The organism is Streptomyces sp. NPDC048442 (assembly GCF_040651475.1).
In the GTDB taxonomy this organism is placed as follows: Bacteria; Actinomycetota; Actinomycetes; order Streptomycetales; family Streptomycetaceae; genus Streptomyces.
The window spans coordinates 158,095-181,300 of record NZ_JBEZKB010000013.1 but is presented as its reverse complement, the minus strand read 5'-3'; the positions used below and the strand labels follow the sequence as shown (position 1 = coordinate 181,300).

The window sequence follows — 23,206 nt, the reverse complement described above, 5'->3', positions numbered from 1 at the left end:
CTCTCGGGCTTCGGGGCGCTGCGCCGGACTCCGTCCGACGTGCCGGCTGCGGGTGTGACCGGCGCGGTTGCGGTTGCGGGGTGGCGCCGACGGCCGGTTCCTGTGGCAGCTAAGCCGGTTGAGCGGCACTGACCGCCAGGCGTTCGTCGAGCACGAAGGCCGGGTCGACCTGGGCGGCCAGATCGGCGCCGGTCTTCGCGTTTCCCCAGCTCTCCGCGTTCCTCAGGTGGAAGTGCACCATCTGGCGTGTGTAGCGCTCCCAGTCGCGGTGTGCGTAGCTGTCCTCGGCGGCGTCCTGGAGGACCTGCAGGGCCTGGCGGTTGTCCGCCTCCAGGAGCTCGAAGCGGGCCGGGCGGCCCTTCTCCATGCCGCGCACCCAGTCCGAGTGGCCCATGGTGACCAGCAGGTCGTCGCCGACCTCCGCGCGCAGGAAGTCCAGGTCGTCCTGGCCCTGCACCTTGTTGCCGACGACCTTGAGCGCGATGCCGTAGTCCCGGGCGTACTCCTTGTACTGGCGGTACACGGAGACGCCCTTGCGGGTCGGCTCGGCCACCAGGAACGTCATGTCGAAGCGGGTGAACATGCCCGATGCGAAGGAGTCCGAGCCCGCCGTCATGTCGACCACCACGTACTCGTCGGGGCCGTCGACCAGGTGGTTCAGGCACATCTCGACCGCGCCGACCTTGGAGTGGTAACAGGCCACGCCCAGGTCCGACTCGGTGAAGGGGCCGGTCGCCATCAGCCGGATCGTGCCGTCGTCGAGGGCCACCGGGCGGGCGCACGCGTCGTACACCGGGTTGTCCTCGCGGACCCGCAGCAGCCGGGAGCCCTCGCCGGGCGGAGTCGTCTTGATCATCGTCTCGGCGGAGGCGATACGGGGGTTGGTGCCGCGCAGATAGTCCTTGATGAGCGGGAGGTGCGCGCCCATCGCGGGCATCGCGGCCGACTCGTCGTCCGAGAGGCCGAGCGCCGCGCCCAGGTGCTGGTTGATGTCGGCGTCGACGGCGACGACCGGAGCTTCGTTGGCCGTGAGGTGGCGGATGAAAAGCGAGGACAGCGTGGTCTTGCCACTGCCGCCCTTCCCGACGAAAGCGATCTTCATGTTCACCAAGGGTAATCGAATGAACGCGGTGGGTGTGCGCGGTAAGTGAAGAAGACCACTCCAAGGTGGGGCGCGGAGGGGTGCGCGGGAACGGTGCGTACGCTCCTTACTTATGAGTACGAACGCTGATCCGCTCGCGGCGCTGGGTGCGCTGCCCGGCGTGCCCGAGGCCGTGGATTCCGTACGCAAGGCCGTGGACCGGGTCTACGGACACCGCGTCATGCGGCGCCGCAGCAACGAGATCACCGGGGAGGCCGCGCTGCGTGGTGCGCGCGGCTCGGCGGCGCTCTCGGGTGCCGACTGGGCGCTGGAGGAGGTGCGGCGCCGCACCGACTTCAGCGGCGACGAGGAGGCCCGGGTGGTCGGCGGGGCGCTGCGGCTGACGGCCGAGGCCGGGCAGCTCCTGTCCATCTGGCGGCAGTCGCCGCTGCGGGTCCTGGCGCGGCTGCATCTGGTGGCGGCCGGCGGCGCGGGCATCGCGGACGAGCTGGTGGGGCGGCCGAGACTGGCGGGCGAGTCGGTGGACGAGCCGCTCATCGAGCTTCCGCTGCCGGGCGCGGGTGAGGTGGCGGCGCGTCTTGAGGGGCTGTCGCAGCTGATCATCGCCGGGGGCGCGGCCGCTCCCGCGCTGGTGACGGCGGCGGTGGTGCACGGTGAGCTGCTGGCACTGCGGCCGTTCGGCTCGCACAACGGGCTCGTCGCGCGTACCGCCGAGCGCATCGTGCTGATCAACAGCGGGCTCGACCCGAAGTCGGTCTGCCCGGCCGAGGTCGGCCACGCGGAACAGGGCCGGGCGGAGTACGTCACGGCGCTGGAGGGCTACATGTCCGGTACGCCGGACGGCGTGGCTGCCTGGATCGCGCACTGTGGTCGTGCGGCGGAGCTGGGGGCGCGGGAGTCGACGGCGGTCTGCGAGGCGCTGCAGCGCGGCGCGGCCTGAGAAGGCTGTCGGCCTGGTTGCCGGACCTGGACAAAGACCTGGTTGCCGGACCGGACAAAGACCTGGTTGCCCGACCCGGACAAAGAGATGCGGCGGTACCGGAATCGGTACCGCCGCTGGCATGTCCGCCGGGTTACCAAGCGTCCTCGGATTTTTGCCCATCAGGTCGGGATCTTCGCCCGTGGCCTGGTGCGGCTGGCCCGTAATCGACGGGTCGACGTCGCGTGGGTGCTCGGCTTTCATGCGCGGTCCGTGGGCCGTACTGCGTAGAAAGGTGATCCTCTCGGATGTCCCTGGTCTCGCGGGCCGTTGAATCCTTTGTACTCCCGTTGATGAGGAAGCGGAACCCCTGGAAACGCTTCTTTACTTTTACTCTCAAACAAGGGCAAAAAGTCAGCCGAGGACTCAGCAGAGGATGCAGTCGAGGACTCAGCCGAGGGCTCAGCCGGTGACGGTGGCGCGGCGGCGGCTCGCGTACCAGACGAGGCCTGCCGTGGCGGCTGCCGCTCCCACCGCTGCCGCCGCCATCAGTGCGGGGCGGGCCGGCATCGAGAGGGAGGGCAGTCGCTGCTTCAGCCGGACCGGCCGGCTGAAGACGAGAATCGGCCATTCCCTGGCGGTCGCCTCTCGGCGCAGCGCGCGGTCCGGATTGACCGCGTAGGGGTGGCCGACCGACTCCAGCATCGGCACGTCGGTCGCCGAGTCGCTGTAGGCGAAGCAGCGGGCCAGGTCGTACCCCTCGGAGGCGGCCAGGTCCTTGACGGCCTCCGCCTTGGTCGGTCCGTACGCGTAGTACTCCACCTCGCCGGTGAAGCAGCCGTCGTCGCCGACCACCATCCTGGTGGCCACCACCCGGTCGGCGCCGAGCAGCTCGCCGATCGGCTCGACCACCTCGGCCCCGGACGTCGAGACGATCACGACGTCACGGCCGGCGGCGTGGTGCTCCTCGATGAGGGAGGCGGCCTCGTCGTAGATGATCGGGTCGATCAGGTCGTGCAGGGTCTCGGCGACGATCTCCCGCACCTGCTGGACGTTCCAGCCTTTGCAGAGCGCGGAGAGGTATTCGCGCATGCCCTCCATCTGATCGTGGTCCGCTCCGCCCGCCAGGAAGACGAACTGTGCGTAGGCCGTTCGGAGAACGGCTCGGCGGTTGATCAGTCCGCCTTGGTAGAAGGACTTGCTGAAGGTCAGCGTGCTCGACTTCGCAATGACGGTCTTGTCCAGATCGAAGAAGGCAGCGGTGCGGGGCAGCGAGCGGTTTTCCACGAGCCGAGCATAGGCGCCCACCATTCGGCGTACGCTGGGGCGCGTGGGTTTGCCTGAGAAGCCTCTCGGGTACACCATGGAAGTCACGGATCGTTCGCGACCGTGCTACCCCGGTTCGGCTCCTCCCCCCCCCGAGTCGAACCGTGGCAGACGACCCCCGCTCTCCCCCCCGGCGGGGGTCGTCGCATGTCCGGATGCTTTTTCGGGCCCCTCGGCGGCCCCTGGTCCGTGTGCATCGGTGGGTCCTTTCTCTGGTCCATTGCAGGCAGCGATCCCTCGTACGTTCTCAACTCGTCACGCTGTGTAGTCGTTCCGTTCCCCTTGGAAGTCACTGGTAAGGGTGAGCGGAATATTCACATTCGCTGAGCCGTCCACAGTTTTCGACCAAGATCCACACGGTTTTCCGGATCGCTGCACGGTGATTCCAGCCGCGAAGTTCGCGGATCTCGGAATCGCTTGAGGGCGCAGTGAGAGGGGGCGGGGATCGTGGCTGTACCGATCACACCCGACCGGTTGTCGGCTGCCGATGGGCGGCGGGGCGGACCGCTGATCGTCACCGAAGATGTGGAACTGCTCGACGATCTGCTGAGATTGTGCGCCGCAGCGGGGGCGGAGCCGGAAGTTCATCACGGATTGCCGGAACGGCACGGAAGTTGGGAAGCGGCGCCGCTGGTGCTCGTCGGGGACGACGCGGCGGCCCGGGTGCGCGGAGCCGTGCGCAGACGCGGCGTGATGCTCGTCGGGCGCGACCAGGACGACCCACTTGTGTGGCGGCGGGCGGTGGAGATCGGCGCGGACTACGTGCTGCGCCTGCCGGACGCCGAGACCTGGCTGGTGAACCGGATCGCCGACGCGACGGAGGGCGTCGGCCGTCAGGCACTCACCGTCGGAGTGATGGGCGGACGGGGCGGAGCCGGAGCCTCCACCCTGGCGTGCGCACTGGCCGTGACGGCGGCGCGGGCCGGCCGGCGCACGATGCTCATCGACGGTGACCCGCTCGGCGGAGGACTCGACGTGCTGCTCGGCGGGGAGACCGTTCAGGGCATGCGCTGGCCGGATTTCGCCTCCTCGCGGGGGCGGGTCGCCAGCGCCGCACTGGAGGAGTCGCTGCCCCGTCTGCACGAGTTGAGGGTGCTGAGCTGGGACCGCAGTGACGCGGTGGTCATCCCGCCTGAGGCGATGCGGGCCGTGCTGGCCGCAGCCCGCAGGGCCGGCGGAGTGGTGGTCGTGGACCTGCCGCGCAGGGTGGACGAGAGCGTGGCGGAAGCCCTGGCCCAGCTGGACCTCGGGCTGCTCGTGGTGCCCGGGGAATTGCGGGCCGTGGCTGCGGCCCAGCGGGTCGCCGCCGCGGCGGGCATGGTGCTGGAGGACCTGCGGACCGTCGTGCGGGGGCCGTACGCGGCCGGGCTCGACGAGGAGTGGGTGGCCAAGGCGCTCGACCTTCCCCTGGTGGGTGAACTTCCGGCCGAACCTGGACTGTTGGAGGCGCTCGCGGACGGCGATCCGCCGGGGAGCAGTGCGCGGGGTCCGCTGGCCCGGTTCTGCACCGCGTTCTGGGAGCGGGCGCTGGTCGGAGGTGCGGCCGGATGAACGCGACCGTACTGCTGAACGCGGTGCGCATGCGCCTCGCGGAGAGCGGGGCCGAGCCGACACCGGCCCGGGTGGCCGCCGTGCTGCGGGAACAGGGGCGGCTGTTGGGGGATACCGAAGTACTGGGCGCTGCGGACGAGTTGAGGTCCGAGCTGGTGGGGGCGGGGCCGCTGGAGCCGCTGCTCGCCGACCCGTCGGTGACCGATGTGCTGGTGTCCGCGCCGGACCGGGTCTGGGTGGACCGTGGGGCGGGTCTGGAGCTCGCGCCGGTGTCCTTCCAGGACGCGGCGGCGGTGCGCAGGCTGGCGCAGCGGCTCGCGGCCGTGGCGGGACGGCGTCTCGACGACGCCAGGCCGTGGGTGGACGCGCGGCTGCCGGACGGGACGCGGATGCATGCCGTGCTGCCGCCGGTGGCCGCCGGGTCGACGTGTCTGTCGCTGCGGGTCGTGCGGCCCAAGGCGTTCCGGCCCCAGGAGCTGGTGGCGGCGGGGACGGTGCCGCCCGGCGGGGACGTACTGCTGCGGGCGCTGGTCGAGGCCCGGCTGTCGTACCTGATCAGTGGGGGTACGGGGGCGGGGAAGACGACCTTGCTTTCGGCGTTGCTGGGGCTGGTCGGGGAGCGGGAGCGGATCGTGCTCGCAGAGGACTCGGCGGAGCTGCGGCCCGACCATCCGCATGTGGTGCGGCTGGAGTCCCGGCCGCCGAACCAGGAGGGCGCCGGGCGGGTCACCCTGCAGGACCTGGTGCGGCAGGCGCTGCGGATGCGGCCCGACCGGCTGGTGGTCGGTGAGGTCCGTGGGGCCGAAGTGACCGAGCTGCTGGCCGCGTTGAACACCGGGCACGAAGGCGGGTGCGGCACTGTGCACGCCAATGCGGCGGCGCAGGTTCCGGCCCGGATGGAGGCCCTGGGGACGGCTGCCGGGCTCGACCGGGCGGCGCTGCACAGCCAGTTGGCGGCGGCTCTGTCGGTGGTCCTGCACCTCGTACGGGACCGGGAGGGCCGGCGGCGGCTCGCCGAGGTGCACGTGCTGGAGCGGGATCCGGCGGGGCTGGTGGTGACGGTGCCCGCGCTGCGGTGGGGCGCCGGCGGATTCGTACGCGAGCGGGGCTGGCCGCGGCTGCGGGAGCTGATCGGGGGCGCGCTGTGACGGCCGGACCGGCCGCGTACGCGGCGATGGTGTGCGCGGGGCTTGCGGCCTGGCTGCTGGTCGGCTGGGACCGGGGGATGCGGCGGGCCCGGCTGGTGGTGGCCGGGGGCGTGGCGGACGAGCGGGAGGCGCCCTGGGAACGGCTCTGGCCGCTGTTGCGGGAGCGGGTGCGGCCCGAGTGGCTGTGCGTACCGGCGGCGGGGGTGGTCGCCGCGCTGGCGGAGTCGGTGATTCCGCTGGTGCTGGGGGCGGTGGCGGTGCCGCTGGTCGGACGGCGGCTGCGGGCCGGGGAGTCGGAGCGGGCGCGCGGGCGACGTACGGACGAGGTGATCGCGCTGTGCGGGGCGGTGAGCGGGGAGCTGCGGGCCGGCAGCCAGCCGGGCCAGGCGCTGTGCGCGGCGGTCGCGGACACGGGCGTACTGGGGGATGCGGCGGCGGAGGTACTGGCGGCGGCCCGGTTCGGGGGCGACGTACCGGTGGCACTGCACCGGGCCGCACGGGAGCCGGGGGCGGACGGGCTGGTCGGGGTGGCGGTCTGCTGGCAGGTGTCGGTGGGCAGCGGGGCCGGACTCGCGTCCGGGCTCGACCGGCTGGAGGCCGCGCTGCGGGCCGAGCGGGACCGGCGGGAGCACCTGCGGGCCCGGCTGGCCGGGGCCTGGTCGACGGTGGCGCTCCTGGCGGTGCTGCCGGTGGTGGGCGTGCTGATCGGCAGTGCGATGGGCGCCGACCCGTTGAGGGTGCTGCTGCACACACCGCTGGGGCTCGGATGCCTGGTGGCGGGAGGACTGCTGGAGACCGGAGGGCTGCTGTGGGCCCGCCGGATCGTACGGAACGGAGAGGGGGAGGACGCGTGAACGGGGAAGTTGTCCACAGGCTGGGGGTGGTGGTGTGCGCTGCCGCGGCTGTGGGTTGCCTGGCCTTTGCGGTGGCGGGCCGGCGCAGGGAGCGGGAGGCCCGGCGGCGGCTGGCGACGCTGCTGGCGGTCGAGGCGGCGATGTACGGGGAGGGGCGGCGGGGGCGTTTTCGTGGTGGGGCCGAGTGGGCGCGGGTCTTGGGAGCGCCCGCAGGGGCTGTGGTCGCGGGATATGTGCTGGTGGGTGGGGTGTGGGGGTGCCTGGCCGGGGCGGTGGCCGCGGTCGGCGTGCGGCGCTGGCAGCGGGGGCGGCAGCCGCGGGGCGAGGCGGCGGCGGAGGAAGCCGCCGCAGGACGTCAACTGCCGCTCGCGGCTGATTTGTTGGCGGCCTGCGTGGCCGCAGGGGCGGGGCCGCGGGAGGCTGCCGAGGCGGTCGGGGAGTCACTCGGCGGGCCGGTCGGGGAGCGGCTGGTCCGGGCGTCGGCGGAGCTGCGGCTCGGCGGTGAACCGGCCGAGGCGTGGGGGCGGTTGGCGGCGATACCGGGCGCCGCCGGTCTGGCCAGGTGCCTGGAGCGGGCGGGGGCCAGCGGGGCTCCGGCGGCCGGGGCGGTCGGGCGGGTGGCGGACGGGCTCAGGGCGGACCGGGCGCGCCGGGCCGAGGCCGCGGCGAACAGGGCCGGAGTGCTGATCGTGGTGCCGCTGTCGCTCTGCTTCCTGCCCGCCTTCCTGGTGGTGGGCGTGGCACCGGTGGTGATCGGACTGGCGGAGGGGCTGCTGGCGGGTGGATGAAGCGGGTCGAAGCGATTCGGGTCGAAGCGGAGTGAACCGGTCCGAAGCAAGAAGTGAGCGGAATCAACGGGAGGTTGAGATGTGGAAGTGGATGAAGGTCCAGGGCTGGCGCCGGCGTTGGAGCCGGCGTTGGGGCCGGAGCTTGGATCGGATGCGGGCGCGGGTGCAGGGGCGGCTGGCCGGTGACTCCGGGATGACGACCTCCGAGTACGCGGTGGGGACGATCGCGGCGTGTGCCTTTGCGGCGGTGCTCTACAAGGTCGTCAGCAGCGGCGCCGTCTCAGCGGCGTTGCAGTCGGCGGTGGAGAGGGCGCTCGATGTGCAGTTCTGAGGGGGCGGGGACAGCTCGTCGTAGAGCTGACCGGGGGTACGTGACCGCCGAGGCGGCGCTGACCCTGCCGGTGCTGATGCTGTTCGGGCTGGCGCTGGTGTGGGCGCTGATGGCGGCCTCCGCGCAGATCCAGTGTGTGGACGCCGCCAGGGCCGGGGCGCGGGCGGCAGCCCGGCAGGAACCGCAGGCGGCGACCGAGGCGGCCGCCAGGCAGGCGGCGCCGGACGGGGCGAAGGTCGGGTTCCGGCGGGAGGGCGACCTGGTGCGGGTGCTGGTGGAAGCGCCCGTGCCGGGGCCCGGCCGGCTGGGGCTGACGCTGCGGGCCGAGGCGGTCGCGCTGGCGGAGGAGACGGTGGGGGTGGGGGTGTGAGGGCGGGTGGCCGGAAGCGGCCGGGCGTGTTCTGCCGGCGGCGGGCGGAGCGGGGGTCGGCGACCGTCTGGGCGCTGGGAGTTGTCGCGCTGCTCGGGGTGGTGTTCACCGGAGTACTGGCGATGGGGCAGGCCGTGGTGGCCCGTCACCGGGCCGGGAGCGGGGCGGACTTGGCGGCCCTGGCGGCGGCCGGGGAGTGGACGCGGGGGGAGGGAGCGGCGTGCGGGAGGGCGGAGGAGGTGGCGGGGGCGCAGGGGGTGCGGGTGGTGGGGTGCGTGGTGCGGGGGGAGGTGGCGGACGTTTCGGTGGCGGCGGGGGTGGGGCCGTACGAGGCGGTGGTGAGGGCTCGGGCGGGCTGGGGCCCCTCCCCGCCCCTAGACGCCGGACGGACTGGATGAGCCGGGCGGGCCGGAGGTGTCGGACGGGCCGGGTACATCGGGCGGGGAGGTGGCGTCGGGTGGGCCGGGTGCATCGGGCGGGGAGGTGGCGTCGGGTGGGACGGGTCTGTCGGGCGGGGAGGTGGTGTCGGTGGGGGCGGCGTTGAGGAGGGTGGTGAGGAGGCGGAGGGCGCCCCGTTTGTGGAGGGGGTCGTTGCCGTTGCCGCACTTGGGGGACTGGATGCAGGACGGGCAGCCGGCGTCGCACTCGCAGGAGGCGATGGCTTCGCGGGTGGCGGTGAGCCAGGCGCGGGCGGTGTGGAAGCCGCGCTCGGCGAATCCGGCGCCGCCCGGGTGGCCGTCGTAGACGAAGACCGTGGGCAGCAGCGTGTCCGGGTGGAGGGGGATCGAGACGCCGCCGATGTCCCAGCGGTCGCAGGTGGCGAAGAGCGGGAGGAGGCCGATGGAGGCGTGCTCGGCGGCGTGCAGGGCGCCGGGGAGGATCTCCGGGGTGAGACGGGCGGCGTCGAGGTCGTCCTCGGTGAGGGTCCACCAGACAGCCCGGGTGCGCAGGGTGCGGGGCGGGAGATCGAGTTTGGTCTCGCCCAGGACTTCGCCGGTGATGAGTTTGCGGCGGAGGAAGGAGACGACCTGGTTCGTGACCTCGACGGAGCCGTAGTGCAGGCGGGCCGTGCCCCAGGGGACGGTGGTGTCGGTGGAGAGGATGGAGATGGCGGTGGTGTCGCGGGCGGTCGTGGAGTAGGGCGGGTTGGCCTCTTCGACGAGGGCTGCGGAGTCTTCCAGGTCGAGGCGGCGGACCAGGTAGGTGCGGCCCTGGTGGAGGTGGACGGCGCCCTCGTGGACCGCGGTGTGGGCGGCTTCGGCGTCGACCGTGCCGAGGAGGCGGCCCGTCGACTCTTCGACGATCTGGATGGGGTTGCCGCCGCCGCCCCGGATGTCGGCGAGGTCGGCGGCCCGTTCGCGGCGGGTCCAGTACCAGGACTTTCCCCGGCGGCGGAGCAGGTTGGCCGCTTCGAGGGAGGGGAGCAGGGGGGCGGCGGCCGGGCCGAAGAGGGCGAGGTCGGGGGCGGTGAGGGGGAGTTCGGCGGCTGCCGCGCAGAGGTGGGGGGCCAGGACGTAGGGGTTGTCGGGGTCGAGGACCGTCGACTCGACGGGCTGGGCGAAGAGGGCCTCGGGGTGGTGGGCGAGGTAGGTGTCCAGCGGGTCGTCGCGGGCGACGAGGATCGCGAGGGCGCCCTCGCCGGAGCGGCCCGCACGGCCTGCTTGCTGCCAGAGGGAGGCGCGGGTTCCCGGGTAGCCGGCGATCAGGACGGCGTCGAGGCCCGAGACGTCGATGCCGAGTTCGAGGGCGGTGGTGGCGGCCAGGCCGAGCAGTTCGCCGGAGTGCAGGGCGGCTTCGAGGGCGCGGCGTTCTTCCGGGAGGTAGCCGCCCCGATAGGCAGCCACCCGGTCGGGGAGGGTGCGGTCGATCGAGGCCAGGCGTTCCTTGGTGATGAGGGAGATCAGTTCGGCGCCGCGGCGGGAGCGGACGAAGGCGACTGTGCGGATCTTGTGAAGGATCAGGTCGGTGAGGAGGTCGGCGGTCTCGGCGGTGGCGGTCCGGCGGACGGGCGCCTCCCGCTCGCCGTGCAAGTCGGTGAGCGGGGGCTCCCAGAGGGCGAAGACCAGTTCGCCGCGGGGAGAGGCGTCGTCGGCGACTTCGTGGACGGGCAGGCCGGTGAGGCGGCTCGCGGCGACCGCGGGGTCGGCGGCGGTGGCGGAGGCGAGGAGGAAGACCGGGTTCGCGCCGTACCGCTCGCACAGGCGGCGCAGACGGCGGATCACCTGGGCGACGTGCGAACCGAAGACGCCCCGGTAGGTGTGGCACTCGTCGATGACGACGTAGCGGAGGGCCTTGAGGAAGGAGGACCAGCGGGCGTGCGAGGGGAGGATGCCGCGGTGCAGCATGTCGGGGTTGGTGAGGACCAGGTTGGCGTACTGGCGCACCCACTCGCGTTCCTCGACGGGGGTGTCCCCGTCGTAGACCGCCGGGCGGATCGCGTTGCCGAGGGGGGCCGCGAGGGACTTCACCGCGCGGCGCTGGTCGGCGGCCAGGGCCTTGGTGGGGGCGAGGTAGAGGGCCGTGGCCCCGCGCCCGTTGGGGGCCTCCGAGCCGTCGAGGAGGGCGGTGAGGACCGGGGCCAGATAGGCGAGGGACTTGCCGGACGCCGTTCCTGTGGAGATCACCACGGATTCGTCGTCCAGCGCGTGCTCCGCTCCCTGCGCCTGGTGGGTCCAGGGGTGCTCGATCCCGGTTTCGCGGATGGCCGCGATCACTTCCGTACGGATGCGGTCGGGCCAGACTGCATGGCTGCCCTTCCTCGGGGGCAAGTGCTCCGTATGAGTGATGCGAGCGGCCCGGCTCTCCCCTGCGGCGAGACGGGCGAGGACCTCGCCGGGAGACGGGGTCTTGACCCTGCTCTGGGGCGGTCGTCCGGGACCGGGTTTCTTGGCCATCACCGCCGAGTGTGTCACTGGCGTGACGGACAATGGGCCCAAGGCGTCGTGCTCGCCTGCTGGTAAGTGATTGAATGCGTTTCGCGGCTGGCGTTCCGTCCTCTGGCTCCGCCGGGGAGACCTCAGGGGGGCGGCCGCTCGATAGCAAGGTGCTGGAGGATCCGTGGACCTGTCCCTGTCGACTCGCAACGTGACCGGACCTGCCGGCGACCGTACGGTCGTCGAGGTCGGTGGCGAGATTGATGTGTATACCGCGCCCAAGCTGCGCGAGCAGTTGGTCGAGTTGGTGAACGACGGCAGTTACCACCTGGTCGTCGACATGGAGGGCGTGGACTTCCTCGACTCCACCGGTCTCGGCGTGCTCGTGGGTGGACTGAAGCGTGTGCGTGCCCATGAGGGTTCGCTGCGCCTGGTCTGCAACCAGGAGCGCATTCTCAAGATCTTCCGGATTACCGGACTGACCAAGGTGTTCCCGATCCACACCACGGTCGACGAAGCCGTCGCGGCCACCGACTGACGGTTTCCGGTCTCCGGAAGCGATACAGAATCAAAGAGCAGTACAACGTGGGGTGCCGGGCTTCGTGCCCGGCTTCCCGCGGATGCACGCCCGTACGTCAAGGGGGAGCGCAATGGCCACCGTGGAACTCCGTTTCAGCGCCCAGCCCGAACACGTCAGGACGGCCCGCCTCGTGGCGGCCGCCGTGGCGCGTCGGGCCGGGGTCGACGAGGCGGTGCTGGACGAAGTCCGGCTCGCGGTGGGCGAGGCGTGCTCCCGGGCCGTGGGGCTGCACCGTACGAACGGCATCACGGCTCCGGTACGGGTCGCGCTGACCGAGGAGGAGAAGACCTTCTCCATCGAGGTCGGCGACGAGGTTCCCGGACCGGCAGGTGCGGTGCCGGGGGCGCGCAACACACCGGAGTCGGTGCCGGGTGCTGTGGATCTCGACTCCGACGGCGAGGACGACATGGGCCTCGCCGTGATCAGTGGACTCGTCGACGACCTCGAAGTGGTCGACGGGGAGAACGGCGGAATGATCCGCATGAGCTGGCCCACCGCTTCCGCGGTGGCAATGCCCTGAGGTCCCTGGGACCCCTGGGGTAATGCTTCTGCCGCATTTCCGTAAGTGATATTCGTGAGGCCCTGCTGAGCAGGGCCTTTCGTTTTTTCCAGGCCGTTTCAAAATCATTTCGAGAGATCGATTTCACTGCGGTCTGTTGAGATCAGCTTCCGCTACCTACAATCCGTCCACGTCTTGAGCTCTGTGCGTCAAGGAGGACGAATGGCGGGACTCTTCAACTCCCCACAGTCCGAACACTTCTCGAACCTCGCGGTTTCACTCACCGACAACAACCGGCTCATCGTGATCGTCATCGCGGCCGTCGCGATCGCCGCACTGATCGTCGCCCGCCTGCTGACACGGCAGGTGCTGGCGGCCGACGAGGGCACCGACTCCATGAAGGAGATCGCCGCCGCCGTACAGGAGGGTGCAAATGCCTATCTGATGCGGCAGTTGCGTACTCTCGGGATCTTCGCGGTGGTGGTGGTATTCCTGTTGCTGCTGCTTCCGGCGGACAACACCTCGCAGCGGATAGGGCGTTCGCTGTTCTTCCTCGTCGGCGCGGTATTTTCCGCGGCCACCGGATACATAGGTATGCGTCTTGCCGTACGAAGCAATGTGCGTGTTGCGGCGGCAGCGCGGGAAGCGACTCCTGCGGAGGGTGAGGCGGAAAAGGATCTCACCACCCCGTCCGGCGGAGCCGGCTCAAAGGCCGCGTCCCACAAAGCAATGAAGATCGCTTTTCGTACGGGTGGCGTCGTCGGCATGATCACCGTGGGCCTCGGCCTGCTCGGTGCGGCCGTCGTCGTCCTCGTGTACGCCGACCACGCCCCCAAGGTCCTGGAGGGCTTCGGGCTCGGCGCCGCGCTCATCGCGATGTTCATGCGGGTCGGCGGCGGCATCTTCACCAAGGCCGCCGACGTCGGCGCCGACCTGGTCGGCAAGGTCGAACAGGGCATTCCGGAGGACGATCCGCGCAATGCCGCGACCATCGCCGACAACGTGGGCGACAACGTCGGCGACTGCGCGGGCATGGCTGCCGACCTCTTCGAGTCGTACGCCGTCACGCTCGTCGCCGCGCTGATCCTGGGCATGGCGGCCTTCGGCGACGCCGGACTCGCGTTCCCGCTGATCGTGCCCGCGATCGGCGTGATCACCGCCATGATCGGCATCTTCGCCGTCGCACCCCGGCGCAGCGACCGCAGCGGCATGACCGCGATCAACCGCGGGTTCTTCATCTCCGCCGCGATCTCGCTGGTGCTCGTCGCCGTGGCCGTCTTCGTGCACCTGCCGTCCTCGTACGCCGAACTCGACGGCGTCGCGGACAAGTCGGTGCTCGGGCACAGCGGCGATCCGCGGATGCTGGCGCTGGTCGCCGTCGCCATCGGAATCGTGCTGGCCGCGCTGATCCAGCAGCTCACCGGGTACTTCACGGAGACGACGAGGCGGCCGGTGCGCGACATCGGCAAGTCGTCGCTCACGGGACCCGCGACCGTGATCCTGGCGGGCATCTCCATCGGGCTCGAATCCGCCGTCTACACCGCGCTGCTCATCGGGCTCGGCGTGTACGGAGCGTTCCTGCTCGGCGGTACGTCGATCATCCTGGCCCTCTTCGCGGTCGCGCTGGCCGGGACCGGGCTGCTCACCACCGTCGGCGTCATCGTCGCCATGGACACCTTCGGGCCGGTCTCCGACAACGCGCAGGGCATCGCCGAGATGTCCGGCGACGTGACCGGCGCTGGTGCCCAGGTCCTCACCGACCTGGACGCGGTGGGCAACACGACGAAGGCCATCACCAAGGGCATCGCCATCGCCACGGCCGTCCTCGCGGCGGCCGCGCTCTTCGGCTCGTACCGGGACGCCATCCTGGGCGCTGCGCGGAAGGCGGGCATCGTGACCGGCGGCGAGGGCACCCCGGTCAACCTCTCCATGGACATCTCGCAGCCGAACAACCTGGTCGGGCTGATGCTCGGCGCCGCGGTCGTCTTCCTGTTCTCGGGTCTTGCGATCAACGCGGTGTCCAGGTCGGCGGGGGCCGTGGTCTTCGAGGTGCGGCGGCAGTTCCGCGAGCACCCCGGGATCATGGACTACACGGAGAAGCCGGAGTACGGGCGGGTCGTCGACATCTGCACGAAGGACGCGCTGCGGGAGCTGGCGACGCCGGGACTCCTCGCCGTCATGGCACCGATCGCGGTGGGCTTCACCTTCGGCGTCGGCGCGCTCGGCTCGTACCTCGCGGGTGCGATCGGGGCCGGCACGCTGATGGCGGTCTTCCTCGCGAACTCCGGCGGGGCCTGGGACAACGCCAAGAAGCTCGTCGAGGACGGGCACCACGGCGGCAAGGGCAGCGAGGCGCACTCCGCGACCGTGATCGGCGACACCGTCGGCGACCCCTTCAAGGACACCGCGGGGCCCGCGATCAACCCGCTGCTGAAGGTGATGAACCTGGTGGCGCTGCTGATCGCACCCGCTGTGGTGCAGTTCAGCTTCGGCGTCGACGCGAATCCATGGGTACGGGCCGTGGTCGCGGTCATCGCCTTCGGCGTGATCGTCGGCGCGGTGTACGTGTCCAAGCGGCGCGGCATCGTCATGGGTGACGAAGCGGGTGGTGACGGTGGACACAGCGACGGTGGACACAGTGCCGGCGGAGACGGTGCCGGCGGGCACGGTGACGAAGGCAGCTCCGGGGGTGTCCCCGAGCAGGCCGGGCCGCCCATGACGACGAAGGCGGTGCCGTAGCAGATCGGGTAACGGCAGCTCAGAAGGCGGGCGGGCGACACGCGTTGGCGTGCCGCCCGCCCCTTCGTACGCGGGCGCGGGAGAGGGGCGTGAGCCGTCTCTCTCTTGGTGCAAATGGCTTCAATGCCGGGTGAATGGGATGCCCGGCACGCGGTGGTAGCCCACTTGGCGTGTATGTTCCGGGGCCGACGACCTTGGAAGGGACCAATCCGGTGAACAAGAAGCTTGCAGCCGCACTGTCCGGCGGTGCGGTACTCGTGATGATGGCGACGCTGTCCGGCTGCGGAGACGACGCCGAGGACAAGAAGGCGGAGTGGTCCAAGGCCTTCTGCCCGAAGGAGAAGACCGCGCTCGACAAGCGGAGCAAGGCCGAGCAGCTGATCGTCGCGACGGCGGCCGACGGCAAGCCCGAGGACATCAAGAAGGCCGATGTGGCCGCCTTCCAGCAGGTCGCGGAGTCGAACCGCGCGCTGGCCGAGGCGCTGCGCACCTCGGGCGTGCCGCCGATCGACAAGGGAGAGCAGCTCCAGAAGGACGGCATCAAGCAGCTTGAGGCGCAGGCCGCCGCGTACACCGCGCTGAAGAAGAAGGCCGAGGCCCTCGACCCGAAGAACGGTGACTCGTTCGCGAAGGGCCTGAAGGAGATCGGCGCCGACATGGAGAAGGCGGACAAGCTGCTCAGCAAGGCGCAGCCGACCTGCCAGAAGCCGAAGGACGGGGCCGGGAGCCCGGCCGCGGGCCAGTAGCGGCCGGCTTGGGGCGCGGCGCGCAGCGGGCCGGCGGATCCCGCGCCCGGAGCGCCGCGGCATGGGCTGACGATCCGCGACCGCAACGTGTGGAGCGGGCCGGCGGATCCCGCGCCCGGAGCGCGGTGCCGTGTCCCGGGGCGGGGTGCTTTCGTGGGTACGCCGATTGTCAGTGGCAGCGGTGACAATGGCGGGGTGAGTCAGACCAGCCTTTCCGCGCCCCTGCCCGAGTCCCTGCCCGCTCCCGAGAGCGCGCCCCGATTGCGGGACGCCCTGCTCGCCGCGGCCTTCACCGCCGACGGGCTGCTCGACCTGCTCGGTGCGCCCGCGTACAGCGCGCTGGCCCGCGGTGAGACCGTGCCCGCGCTGCGGGCGACCCGCGGCGAAGGCCCGCTGGAGACGCTGGTGCGGCTCTTCCTGCTCCAGGAGTCCGTGCCGGCCGCGCGGGCCGCCGCCGTGCTGCCGGTGGAGCTGTGTCTGGCCGACGGCTGGCTGGAGGCCGATGGCGATGACGTACGGGCGCGGGTCGACGTGCGGCCGTACGGCGGGGACGAGGGCCAGGACTGGTTCATCGTGTCCGACCTGGGACGCGCGGTCGGCGGCGCGGGCGGTGCGGGCACCCGCGAGGAGGGCGTCGTGCTCGGGGTCGGCGGCGCGTCCACCACGCTCGCCGGAATCACCGTACGGACGCCGGTCGGCTCCGCCCTCGACCTCGGTACGGGGTCCGGAATCCAGGCGCTGCACGCCGCGCAGCACGCGGTGCGGGTCACCGCCACCGATCTGAACCCGCGCGCGCTCGCCTTCACCCGGCTCACCCTCGCGCTGTCGGGGGCGGCGGCCGCCGAGCTGCTCGAAGGCTCGCTGTTCGAGCCGGTCGGGGACGCCTCGTACGACCTGATCGTCTCCAACCCGCCGTTCGTCATCTCGCCCGGCGCCCGGCTGACCTACCGGGACGGCGGGATGGGCGGGGACGATCTGTGCCGCACGATCGTTCAGGGAGCAGGGGAGCTGCTGAACGAGGGGGGATACGCCCAGTTCCTCGCCAACTGGCAGCATGTGGAGGGCGAGGACTGGCAGGACAGGCTCCGCTCCTGGGTGCCGCGCGGCTGCGACGCGTGGATCGTGCAGCGTGAGGTGCAGGACATCACGCAGTACGCCGAGCTGTGGCTGCGCGACGGCGGCGACCACCGCACGGACCCCGCCGACTACGCCGCGCGGTACGAGGCGTGGCTGGACGAGTTCGAGGCCCGCAAGACCACCGGGGTCGGCTTCGGCTGGATCACCCTGCGCAAGTCCGCGGCCGCCGAGGAGGCGCCGTCGATCACCGTCGAGGAGTGGCCGCACCCCGTCGAGCAGCCGCTCGGCCCGGTGATCCGGGCGCACTTCGAGCGTCAGGACTATCTGCGCGGCCACGACGACGCGGCGCTGCTCGCGGACCGTTTCAAGCTGGCCGACGAGGTCGTCCAGGAGCAGATCGGACTGCCGGGGGCCGAGGACCCGGAGTACGTGGTGCTGCGCCAGAACCGGGGGATGCGCCGGGCGACGAAGGTCGACACGGTCGGCGCGGGCTTCGCGGGCGTGTCCGACGGGGCGCTGACCGCCGGGCAGATCCTGGACGCGATCGCCCAACTCATCGAGGAGGACCCGGTGTTGCTCTGGGACCGGACGCCGGAGGCCATCCGGTCGCTGGTGGAGCAGGGGTTCCTGGAGCCGCTGGAGAACGGGAGGGGCTGAAGCGACGGCATTTGCCCGGTAAGAGTCTCTGTACCGCCCCGGGGGCGCGGCTACCGTCGAGGGAGTACGTGACGACGCGCGTCGTCACGTACGGGAGAGCAGTGGTCTCGGGTACGCGGTCTCGGGGGAGGCGCCATGGCGGGAGGCACGCCGGAGCGGGGCGGACGGCAGGGCGGGCCGAGGGGCGGACGACGGATCGTCGCGGGCCGGTACCGGCTGGTGCGCAAGCTGGGCGTGGGCGGCATGGGGCGCGTGTGGCTGGCGTACGACCAGGAGCTGGCCATTGAGGTCTCCATCAAGGAGATCGTCATGCCCGAGGGTGTGGACGACGCCCCGGTCGACGACGGCGAGCGTGCCGAGCGGATCGCCCGGGCGCGCAGCGAGGCCCGCAACGCGGCCCGGCTGCGCGGCCATCCGCATGTGGTGACCGTGCACGACGTGGTCGTGGACGACGGACTGCCGTGGATTGTCATGGAGTTCGTGCCGGACGCCGTCGATCTCCAGGCGGTGGTACGGAGTTCGGGCCCGCTCTCGCCAGAGGAGACCGCGCGGATCGGGCTCGCGGTGCTCGACGCGCTCGCCTTCGGGCACCGGATCGGCATCCTGCACCGGGACGTGAAACCGGCCAACATCCTTCTCGCGCCGGACGGTTCGGACCCGTACGGGCGTGTGCTGCTGGCCGATTACGGGATCGCGCTCCAGCCGGGGTCGAACGAGCCCCGGCTGACCGCCACCGCCGGAATCCTCGGTACACCCGGGTACTTGGCCCCGGAGCGGGCGCGCGGCGACCCGCCGACCCCGGCCGCCGACTTCTTCTCGCTCGGCGCGACGCTCTACTCGGCGGTCGAGGGCCGGGGCGCCTTCGACCGGTCCGACGACTACGCGATGCTCACCGCCCTGCTGACGGAACCTCCGGCTCCGCCCGTACGGGCCGGGGAGCTGCTGGGTCCTGTGCTGCTGGGACTCCTGACGAAGAACCCGGCCCGGCGGTCCGCGCCCGAGACGGTGGCGCGGGGGCTGGAGCGGGCGCGGCAGGGGCCGGTGGCGGGATTCGGCCCTGTGCTGCCGTACGGAGGCGGAGGCGTGGGCGGAGGGATTGGCGGAGCTATTGGTTCCGGTGGGCCGCCGGGTGGGACGGTGCCGCTGGTCAGGGGGGAGTTGACGCCGGGTGGGGGCCGGGGCGGGACACCGCCGAGAGGTCCTTACGACCTGTCGAGCCCGCATCCCTACGAGCCGAATCCGTACGCGGCGATGGGGGTGGAGAGGGGGAGCGGAGGGCCCGGCCGGGGAACGCCGTCGACGCCCGGCGCTCCGGGCGACGGGGCGTCAGGGGCGCCAAGGGCGTCAGGGGAGCCACGAGCACCAGAGGCGGCCGGGGCATTAGGGACGCCCGGGACCCCAGGGACCCCGGGGACCCCGGGGACCGCCAGAACCTCAGGGGCCCCAGGGACCCCGGGGATACCGGTCCCGCCCGGTCCCTCGGACGCCGGGCGGCGAAAGCATCGGCGGGTCGTCGTGCTGGGGGCCGTCGTCGCGGCCCTGCTCGCGATCGGCGGCGGGACGTGGGCGGTGCTCGCCCTCCGCGGGGACGAGAAGGGTGGGGCAGGCGCGGGCGGAGCCAAGTCGTCGGATTCGGCCGCGGCCTCTGTCTCTCCCTCAGCGAGCGATTCCGGCGGAGGCTCGGGCGAGCTCTATCCGTACGGAGAGTCCATCGGGCTGAGCAAGCCCCTCGGGGTCGGTGACTGCGTCAATGCCGTGTGGTCCAGCAAGCCGTTCACGGGGCAGCCCAACATCGGGACCGTGGACTGCGCGACGAGCCTGCCGGACGGGCAGGCGATGACGGTGGAGAAGTTCGACACCGCGCAGGACGCCAAGCGGGAAGGGGCCGCGCGGTGCCGGAGCCAGACCCGCTCGGTGGTGGCGGCGCTGCCCGACGCGGCGACGTATCCGCTGATTCCGACGGCGCAGGGGTTCGACACGGCGGGCGGGCAGGTCGTCTGTCTGGTGCTCGGGCGGCACACCGGGATCGGCAGTGAGGTGGGGAGATTCCGTGACACGGGTCTCGATCTGCCGGTGTCCGGGATGGCGGTCGGCGACTGCTGGACGTACAAGAAGCTCAAGGACAACTGGGCCGCACTGCTGACCGACTGTGCGAATCCGCACACGGACCAGGTGGTCGGCTCGCTGGGTGCGCCGGCCGGAATGGCGTACCAGCGGGTCGTCGACAACGCGCACAAGCTGTGCAGCAACAAGTTCGAGTCGCTCTGGGCGCCGGGCGACAAGCTGTCCGTGAACGGCAGCATCGCAGCCGACGAAGAGTGGAAGGTCGGCTTCACCAAGCTCGTCTGCACGGTGGGCCGGGCGGACCGGAAGGTGGAGTCCGGGACGGTCTCGCCGACGGGCGGGTGACGGGCGGGTGAGGGGCAGGTGACGGGCGGATGCCGGTCCCAGGGCCGGGCGCTGGAGCGGTCGGGCCGGTGGGCCGGGCGGGGTCCGGGCCACCGGGACCGCACGGGCGGGCCCCGGTCCGGCCCTTCGCCCGGACCCCGCCGGTCGGCGGACCCGTAAGGGGTGGTGTGTCGGTCCGGGCGGCAGGAATGGCGATTGTCGGGTTACCGTCTCCGAGTGGCCGTTGCGGGCTTTCGGGCTTTTGCCGTTTGACACGAGGGCGGGTTGTACCGTCACACTCCGCAGCGTTATGCGTCCGGCACAGCCGTGCCGGACGGGCATCGACCACCACTTGTGACCACCGAGTGTCGACCGGAGAGAAGAGCCAAGTTGTCCCCGACCAGCGAGACCGCACATGGCGGCCGCCGACTCGTCATCGTCGAGTCGCCTGCCAAGGCGAAGACGATCAAGGGCTACCTCGGCCCCGGATACGTAGTCGAGGCGAGCGTCGGGCACATCCGCGACCTCCCGAACGGCGCCGCCGAGGTGCCGGACAAGTACACCGGCGAGGTCCGTCGTCTCGGGGTCGACGTCGAGAACGACTTCCAGCCCATCTACGTCGTGAACTCCGACAAGAAGGCGCAGGTCAAGAAGCTCAAGGAGCTGCTGGCCGAGTCGGACGAACTCTTCCTGGCCACCGATGAGGACCGCGAGGGCGAAGCCATCGCGTGGCACCTCCAGGAGGTCCTGAAGCCCAAGGTCCCGGTCCACCGGATGGTCTTCCACGAGATCACCAAGGACGCGATCCGCGAGGCGGTCTCGAACCCCCGCGAGCTGAACAAGCCGATGGTCGACGCGCAGGAGACCCGGCGCATCCTCGACCGGCTGTACGGCTACGAGGTGTCGCCGGTCCTGTGGAAGAAGGTCATGCCGAAGCTGTCGGCGGGCCGTGTGCAGTCCGTCGCCACCCGACTTGTGGTCGCCCGGGAACGCGAGCGCATCGCTTTTCGTTCTGCTGAGTACTGGGACCTCACCGGTACGTTCTCCACCGGACGCACCGGGGACGCCTCCGACCCGTCCTCTCTGGTCGCCCGCCTGACGACGGTCGACGGCAGGCGCATCGCCCAGGGCCGTGACTTCAGCTCGGTCGGACAATTGAAGAGCGACGTCCTGCACCTCGATGAGGCGAATGCACGGGCCCTGGCCGCCTCCCTCGCCGACTCCTCCTTCGCGGTGCGCTCGGTCGAGTCCAAGCCGTACCGCCGTTCGCCGTACGCCCCCTTCCGTACGACGACCCTCCAGCAGGAGGCGTCCCGCAAGCTGGGATTCGGCGCGAAGTCGACCATGCAGGTGGCCCAGAAGCTGTACGAGAACGGCTTCATCACCTACATGCGTACGGACTCCACGACGCTGTCCGGCACCGCGATCACCGCCGCCCGCGCCCAGGTGACGCAGCTGTACGGCGCCGACTACCTGCCGGACAAGCCGCGCACGTACGCCGGAAAGGTCAAGAACGCGCAGGAGGCGCACGAGGCGATCCGCCCGTCGGGCGACCGTTTCCGCACCCCTGCCGAGACCGGTCTGACCGGCGACCAGTTCCGGCTCTACGAGCTGATCTGGAAGCGGACCGTCGCCTCCCAGATGAAGGACGCGGTCGGCAACTCGGTGACCGTGAAGATCGCGGGCCAGGCCTCGGACGGCCGCACCGCCGAGTTCTCGGCGTCCGGCAAGACGATCACCTTCCACGGCTTCATGAAGGCGTACGTCGAAGGCGCCGATGATCCGAACGCGGAGCTGGACGACCGCGAGCGGCGCCTCCCGCAGGTCGCCGAGGGCGATGCGCTCGGCGCCGAGGAGATCACGGTCGACGGCCACGCGACGAAGCCGCCGGCCCGTTACACCGAGGCCTCGCTGGTCAAGGAGCTGGAAGAGCGCGAGATCGGGCGTCCGTCCACCTACGCCTCGATCATCGGCACGATCCTGGACCGCGGTTACGTCTTCAAGAAGGGCACGGCACTGGTCCCGTCCTTCCTCTCGTTCGCCGTGGTCAACCTGCTGGAGACGCACTTCGGCCGGCTCGTCGACTACGACTTCACCGCGCGGATGGAGGACGACCTCGACCGCATCGCGCGGGGCGAGGCGAAGTCCGTGCCGTGGCTGAGGCGCTTCTACTTCGGCGAGGGCGAGGCGACGGGCGTCGCGTCCGACGCGGGCAACGGCGACGGGGACCACCTGGGTGGTCTCAAGGAGCTGGTGACGGACCTCGGCGCGATCGACGCGCGGGAGATCTCGTCCTTCCCGGTGGGCGACGGGATCGTGCTGCGGGTCGGCCGTTACGGGCCGTACGTCGAGCGGGGCGAGAAGGACGCGGAGAACCACCAGCGTGCGGACGTCCCGGACGACATGGCGCCGGACGAGCTGACCGTGGAGTACGCGGAGGAGCTGCTGGCCAAGCCGAGCGGCGACTTCGAGCTGGGTGCGGACCCGGAGACGGGCCGGCAGATCGTCGCGAAGGACGGCCGTTACGGGCCGTACGTCACGGAGATCCTGCCCGAGGGCACCCCGAAGACGGGCAAGAACGCGATCAAGCCGCGGACTGCTTCGCTGTTCAAGTCGATGTCGCTGGACACGGTGACGCTGGCGGACGCGCTGAAGCTGATGTCGCTGCCGCGGGTCGTGGGTGTGGACGCGGAAGGCGTCGAGATCACCGCGCAGAACGGGCGGTACGGGCCGTACCTCAAGAAGGGGACGGACTCGCGGTCGCTGGAGACCGAGGACCAGCTCTTCGCCATCACGGTGGAGGAGGCGCTGGCCATTTACGCCCAGCCGAAGCAGCGTGGGCGGGCCGCGGCCAAGCCGCCGCTGAAGGAGCTGGGCACGGACCCGGTGAGCGAGCGTCCGGTCGTCGTCAAGGACGGTCGTTTCGGTCCGTACGTGACGGACGGCGAGACGAACGCGACGCTGCGGTCCGGCGACAGCGTGGAGGAGATCACGCCCGAGCGCGGGTACGAGCTGCTGGCGGAGAAGCGGGCCAAGGGGCCGGCGAAGAAGACGGCCAAGAAGGTGGCCAAGAAGGCTCCTGCGAAGAAGGCTGCCGCTAAGAAGACGGCGGCCAAGAAGACGGCGTCTTCGGCGACGGCGGCGAAGAAGACTGCTGCCGCGAAGAAGGCTCCGGCCAAGAAGGCGGCGGCTCCGTCCGAGTAGGGCGCGTCGGCGGTCGTGAGGGGGCGTGCTCCGCGTGGGGGCCGCCCCCTTGCC

18 protein-coding genes are annotated in these 23,206 nt (G+C 71.4%); 15 read left to right on the top strand and 3 right to left on the bottom strand.

Annotated features, from left to right (window positions below):
• Nucleotides 1-109: 109 nt before the first annotated feature.
• Nucleotides 110-1,102 carry an ATP-binding protein gene (locus AB0D18_RS21230; protein ID WP_362420596.1) on the bottom strand — a complete coding sequence of 331 codons (993 nt, stop codon included), beginning with the start codon at nucleotides 1,100-1,102 and terminating at the stop codon, nucleotides 110-112.
• 112 nt (nucleotides 1,103-1,214) lie between these two features.
• Between AB0D18_RS21230 and AB0D18_RS21225 the strand changes: the two genes are divergently transcribed.
• Complete coding sequence (locus AB0D18_RS21225; RefSeq protein ID WP_362420593.1) at nucleotides 1,215-2,042, top strand: oxidoreductase; 828 nt, start codon at nucleotides 1,215-1,217, stop codon at nucleotides 2,040-2,042.
• A 441-nt stretch (nucleotides 2,043-2,483) separates the two neighbouring features.
• Here AB0D18_RS21225 and AB0D18_RS21220 read toward each other — a convergent pair whose 3' ends face one another.
• Entirely contained in the window at nucleotides 2,484-3,332 is an 849-nt protein-coding gene (locus AB0D18_RS21220; protein ID WP_362420590.1) for an HAD-IB family hydrolase, read from the bottom strand.
• Between the two features lie 462 nt (nucleotides 3,333-3,794).
• On the opposite strand from AB0D18_RS21220, the gene ssd reads away from it, so the two are divergent.
• From ssd to AB0D18_RS21185, 7 genes are all read left to right on the top strand, one after another.
• Entirely contained in the window at nucleotides 3,795-4,898 is a 1,104-nt protein-coding gene (ssd, locus tag AB0D18_RS21215; protein WP_362420587.1) for a septum site-determining protein Ssd, read from the top strand.
• Nucleotides 4,895-6,046 (top strand): TadA family conjugal transfer-associated ATPase, encoded by a 1,152-nt coding sequence (locus tag AB0D18_RS21210; RefSeq protein WP_362420584.1) that lies wholly within the window; start codon nucleotides 4,895-4,897, stop codon nucleotides 6,044-6,046. The genes ssd and AB0D18_RS21210 overlap by 4 nt, the downstream gene beginning before the upstream one ends.
• Before the next feature lie 26 nt (nucleotides 6,047-6,072).
• Entirely contained in the window at nucleotides 6,073-6,900 is an 828-nt protein-coding gene (locus AB0D18_RS21205) for a type II secretion system F family protein (protein ID WP_362420716.1), read from the top strand.
• A complete protein-coding gene (locus AB0D18_RS21200; protein ID WP_362420581.1) occupies nucleotides 6,897-7,688 on the top strand; it encodes a type II secretion system F family protein in 792 nt (263 codons plus the stop codon). Before AB0D18_RS21205 ends, AB0D18_RS21200 begins: the two co-directional genes overlap by 4 nt.
• A 151-nt stretch (nucleotides 7,689-7,839) precedes the next feature.
• A complete protein-coding gene (locus AB0D18_RS21195) occupies nucleotides 7,840-8,019 on the top strand; it encodes a DUF4244 domain-containing protein (protein WP_362420578.1) in 180 nt (59 codons plus the stop codon).
• On the top strand, nucleotides 8,006-8,389 hold the full coding sequence (locus tag AB0D18_RS21190; RefSeq protein ID WP_362420575.1) for a TadE family type IV pilus minor pilin: 384 nt from the start codon (nucleotides 8,006-8,008) through the stop codon (nucleotides 8,387-8,389). Before AB0D18_RS21195 ends, AB0D18_RS21190 begins: the two co-directional genes overlap by 14 nt.
• Nucleotides 8,386-8,787, top strand: a complete 402-nt coding sequence (locus AB0D18_RS21185; protein WP_362420572.1) for an Rv3654c family TadE-like protein — start codon at nucleotides 8,386-8,388, stop codon at nucleotides 8,785-8,787. Before AB0D18_RS21190 ends, AB0D18_RS21185 begins: the two co-directional genes overlap by 4 nt.
• Here the strand turns inward: AB0D18_RS21185 and AB0D18_RS21180 are convergent.
• Complete coding sequence (locus AB0D18_RS21180) at nucleotides 8,764-11,283, bottom strand: DEAD/DEAH box helicase (protein ID WP_362420569.1); 2,520 nt, start codon at nucleotides 11,281-11,283, stop codon at nucleotides 8,764-8,766. The two genes, AB0D18_RS21185 and AB0D18_RS21180, sit on opposite strands and share 24 nt — an antisense overlap.
• 163 nt (nucleotides 11,284-11,446) lie before the next feature.
• On the opposite strand from AB0D18_RS21180, the gene AB0D18_RS21175 reads away from it, so the two are divergent.
• The 7 genes from AB0D18_RS21175 (at nucleotide 11,447) to topA (ending at nucleotide 23,152) form a co-directional block, all read left to right on the top strand.
• The gene (locus AB0D18_RS21175; RefSeq protein WP_185033884.1) at nucleotides 11,447-11,800 is read left to right on the top strand and encodes an STAS domain-containing protein; all 354 of its coding nucleotides are present in this window, start codon (nucleotides 11,447-11,449) and stop codon (nucleotides 11,798-11,800) included.
• A 112-nt stretch (nucleotides 11,801-11,912) separates the two neighbouring features.
• Nucleotides 11,913-12,362, top strand: coding sequence for an ATP-binding protein (locus AB0D18_RS21170; protein ID WP_362420566.1), 450 nt, complete (start codon nucleotides 11,913-11,915; stop codon nucleotides 12,360-12,362).
• A 201-nt stretch (nucleotides 12,363-12,563) separates the two neighbouring features.
• Complete coding sequence (locus AB0D18_RS21165; protein WP_362420562.1) at nucleotides 12,564-15,080, top strand: sodium-translocating pyrophosphatase; 2,517 nt, start codon at nucleotides 12,564-12,566, stop codon at nucleotides 15,078-15,080.
• Nucleotides 15,081-15,292: 212 nt separating this feature from the next.
• Nucleotides 15,293-15,826 carry a small secreted protein gene (locus tag AB0D18_RS21160; protein WP_362420559.1) on the top strand — a complete coding sequence of 178 codons (534 nt, stop codon included), beginning with the start codon at nucleotides 15,293-15,295 and terminating at the stop codon, nucleotides 15,824-15,826.
• A gap of 195 nt (nucleotides 15,827-16,021) precedes the next feature.
• The gene (locus tag AB0D18_RS21155) at nucleotides 16,022-17,560 is read left to right on the top strand and encodes a methyltransferase (RefSeq protein ID WP_362420556.1); all 1,539 of its coding nucleotides are present in this window, start codon (nucleotides 16,022-16,024) and stop codon (nucleotides 17,558-17,560) included.
• Between the two features lie 135 nt (nucleotides 17,561-17,695).
• Nucleotides 17,696-19,969: a protein kinase gene (locus AB0D18_RS21150; RefSeq protein WP_362420553.1), complete on the top strand. Its 2,274-nt coding sequence runs from the start codon at nucleotides 17,696-17,698 to the stop codon at nucleotides 19,967-19,969.
• 369 nt (nucleotides 19,970-20,338) lie between these two features.
• Nucleotides 20,339-23,152, top strand: a complete 2,814-nt coding sequence (topA, locus tag AB0D18_RS21145) for a type I DNA topoisomerase (protein ID WP_362420550.1) — start codon at nucleotides 20,339-20,341, stop codon at nucleotides 23,150-23,152.
• Nucleotides 23,153-23,206 lie beyond the last annotated feature (54 nt).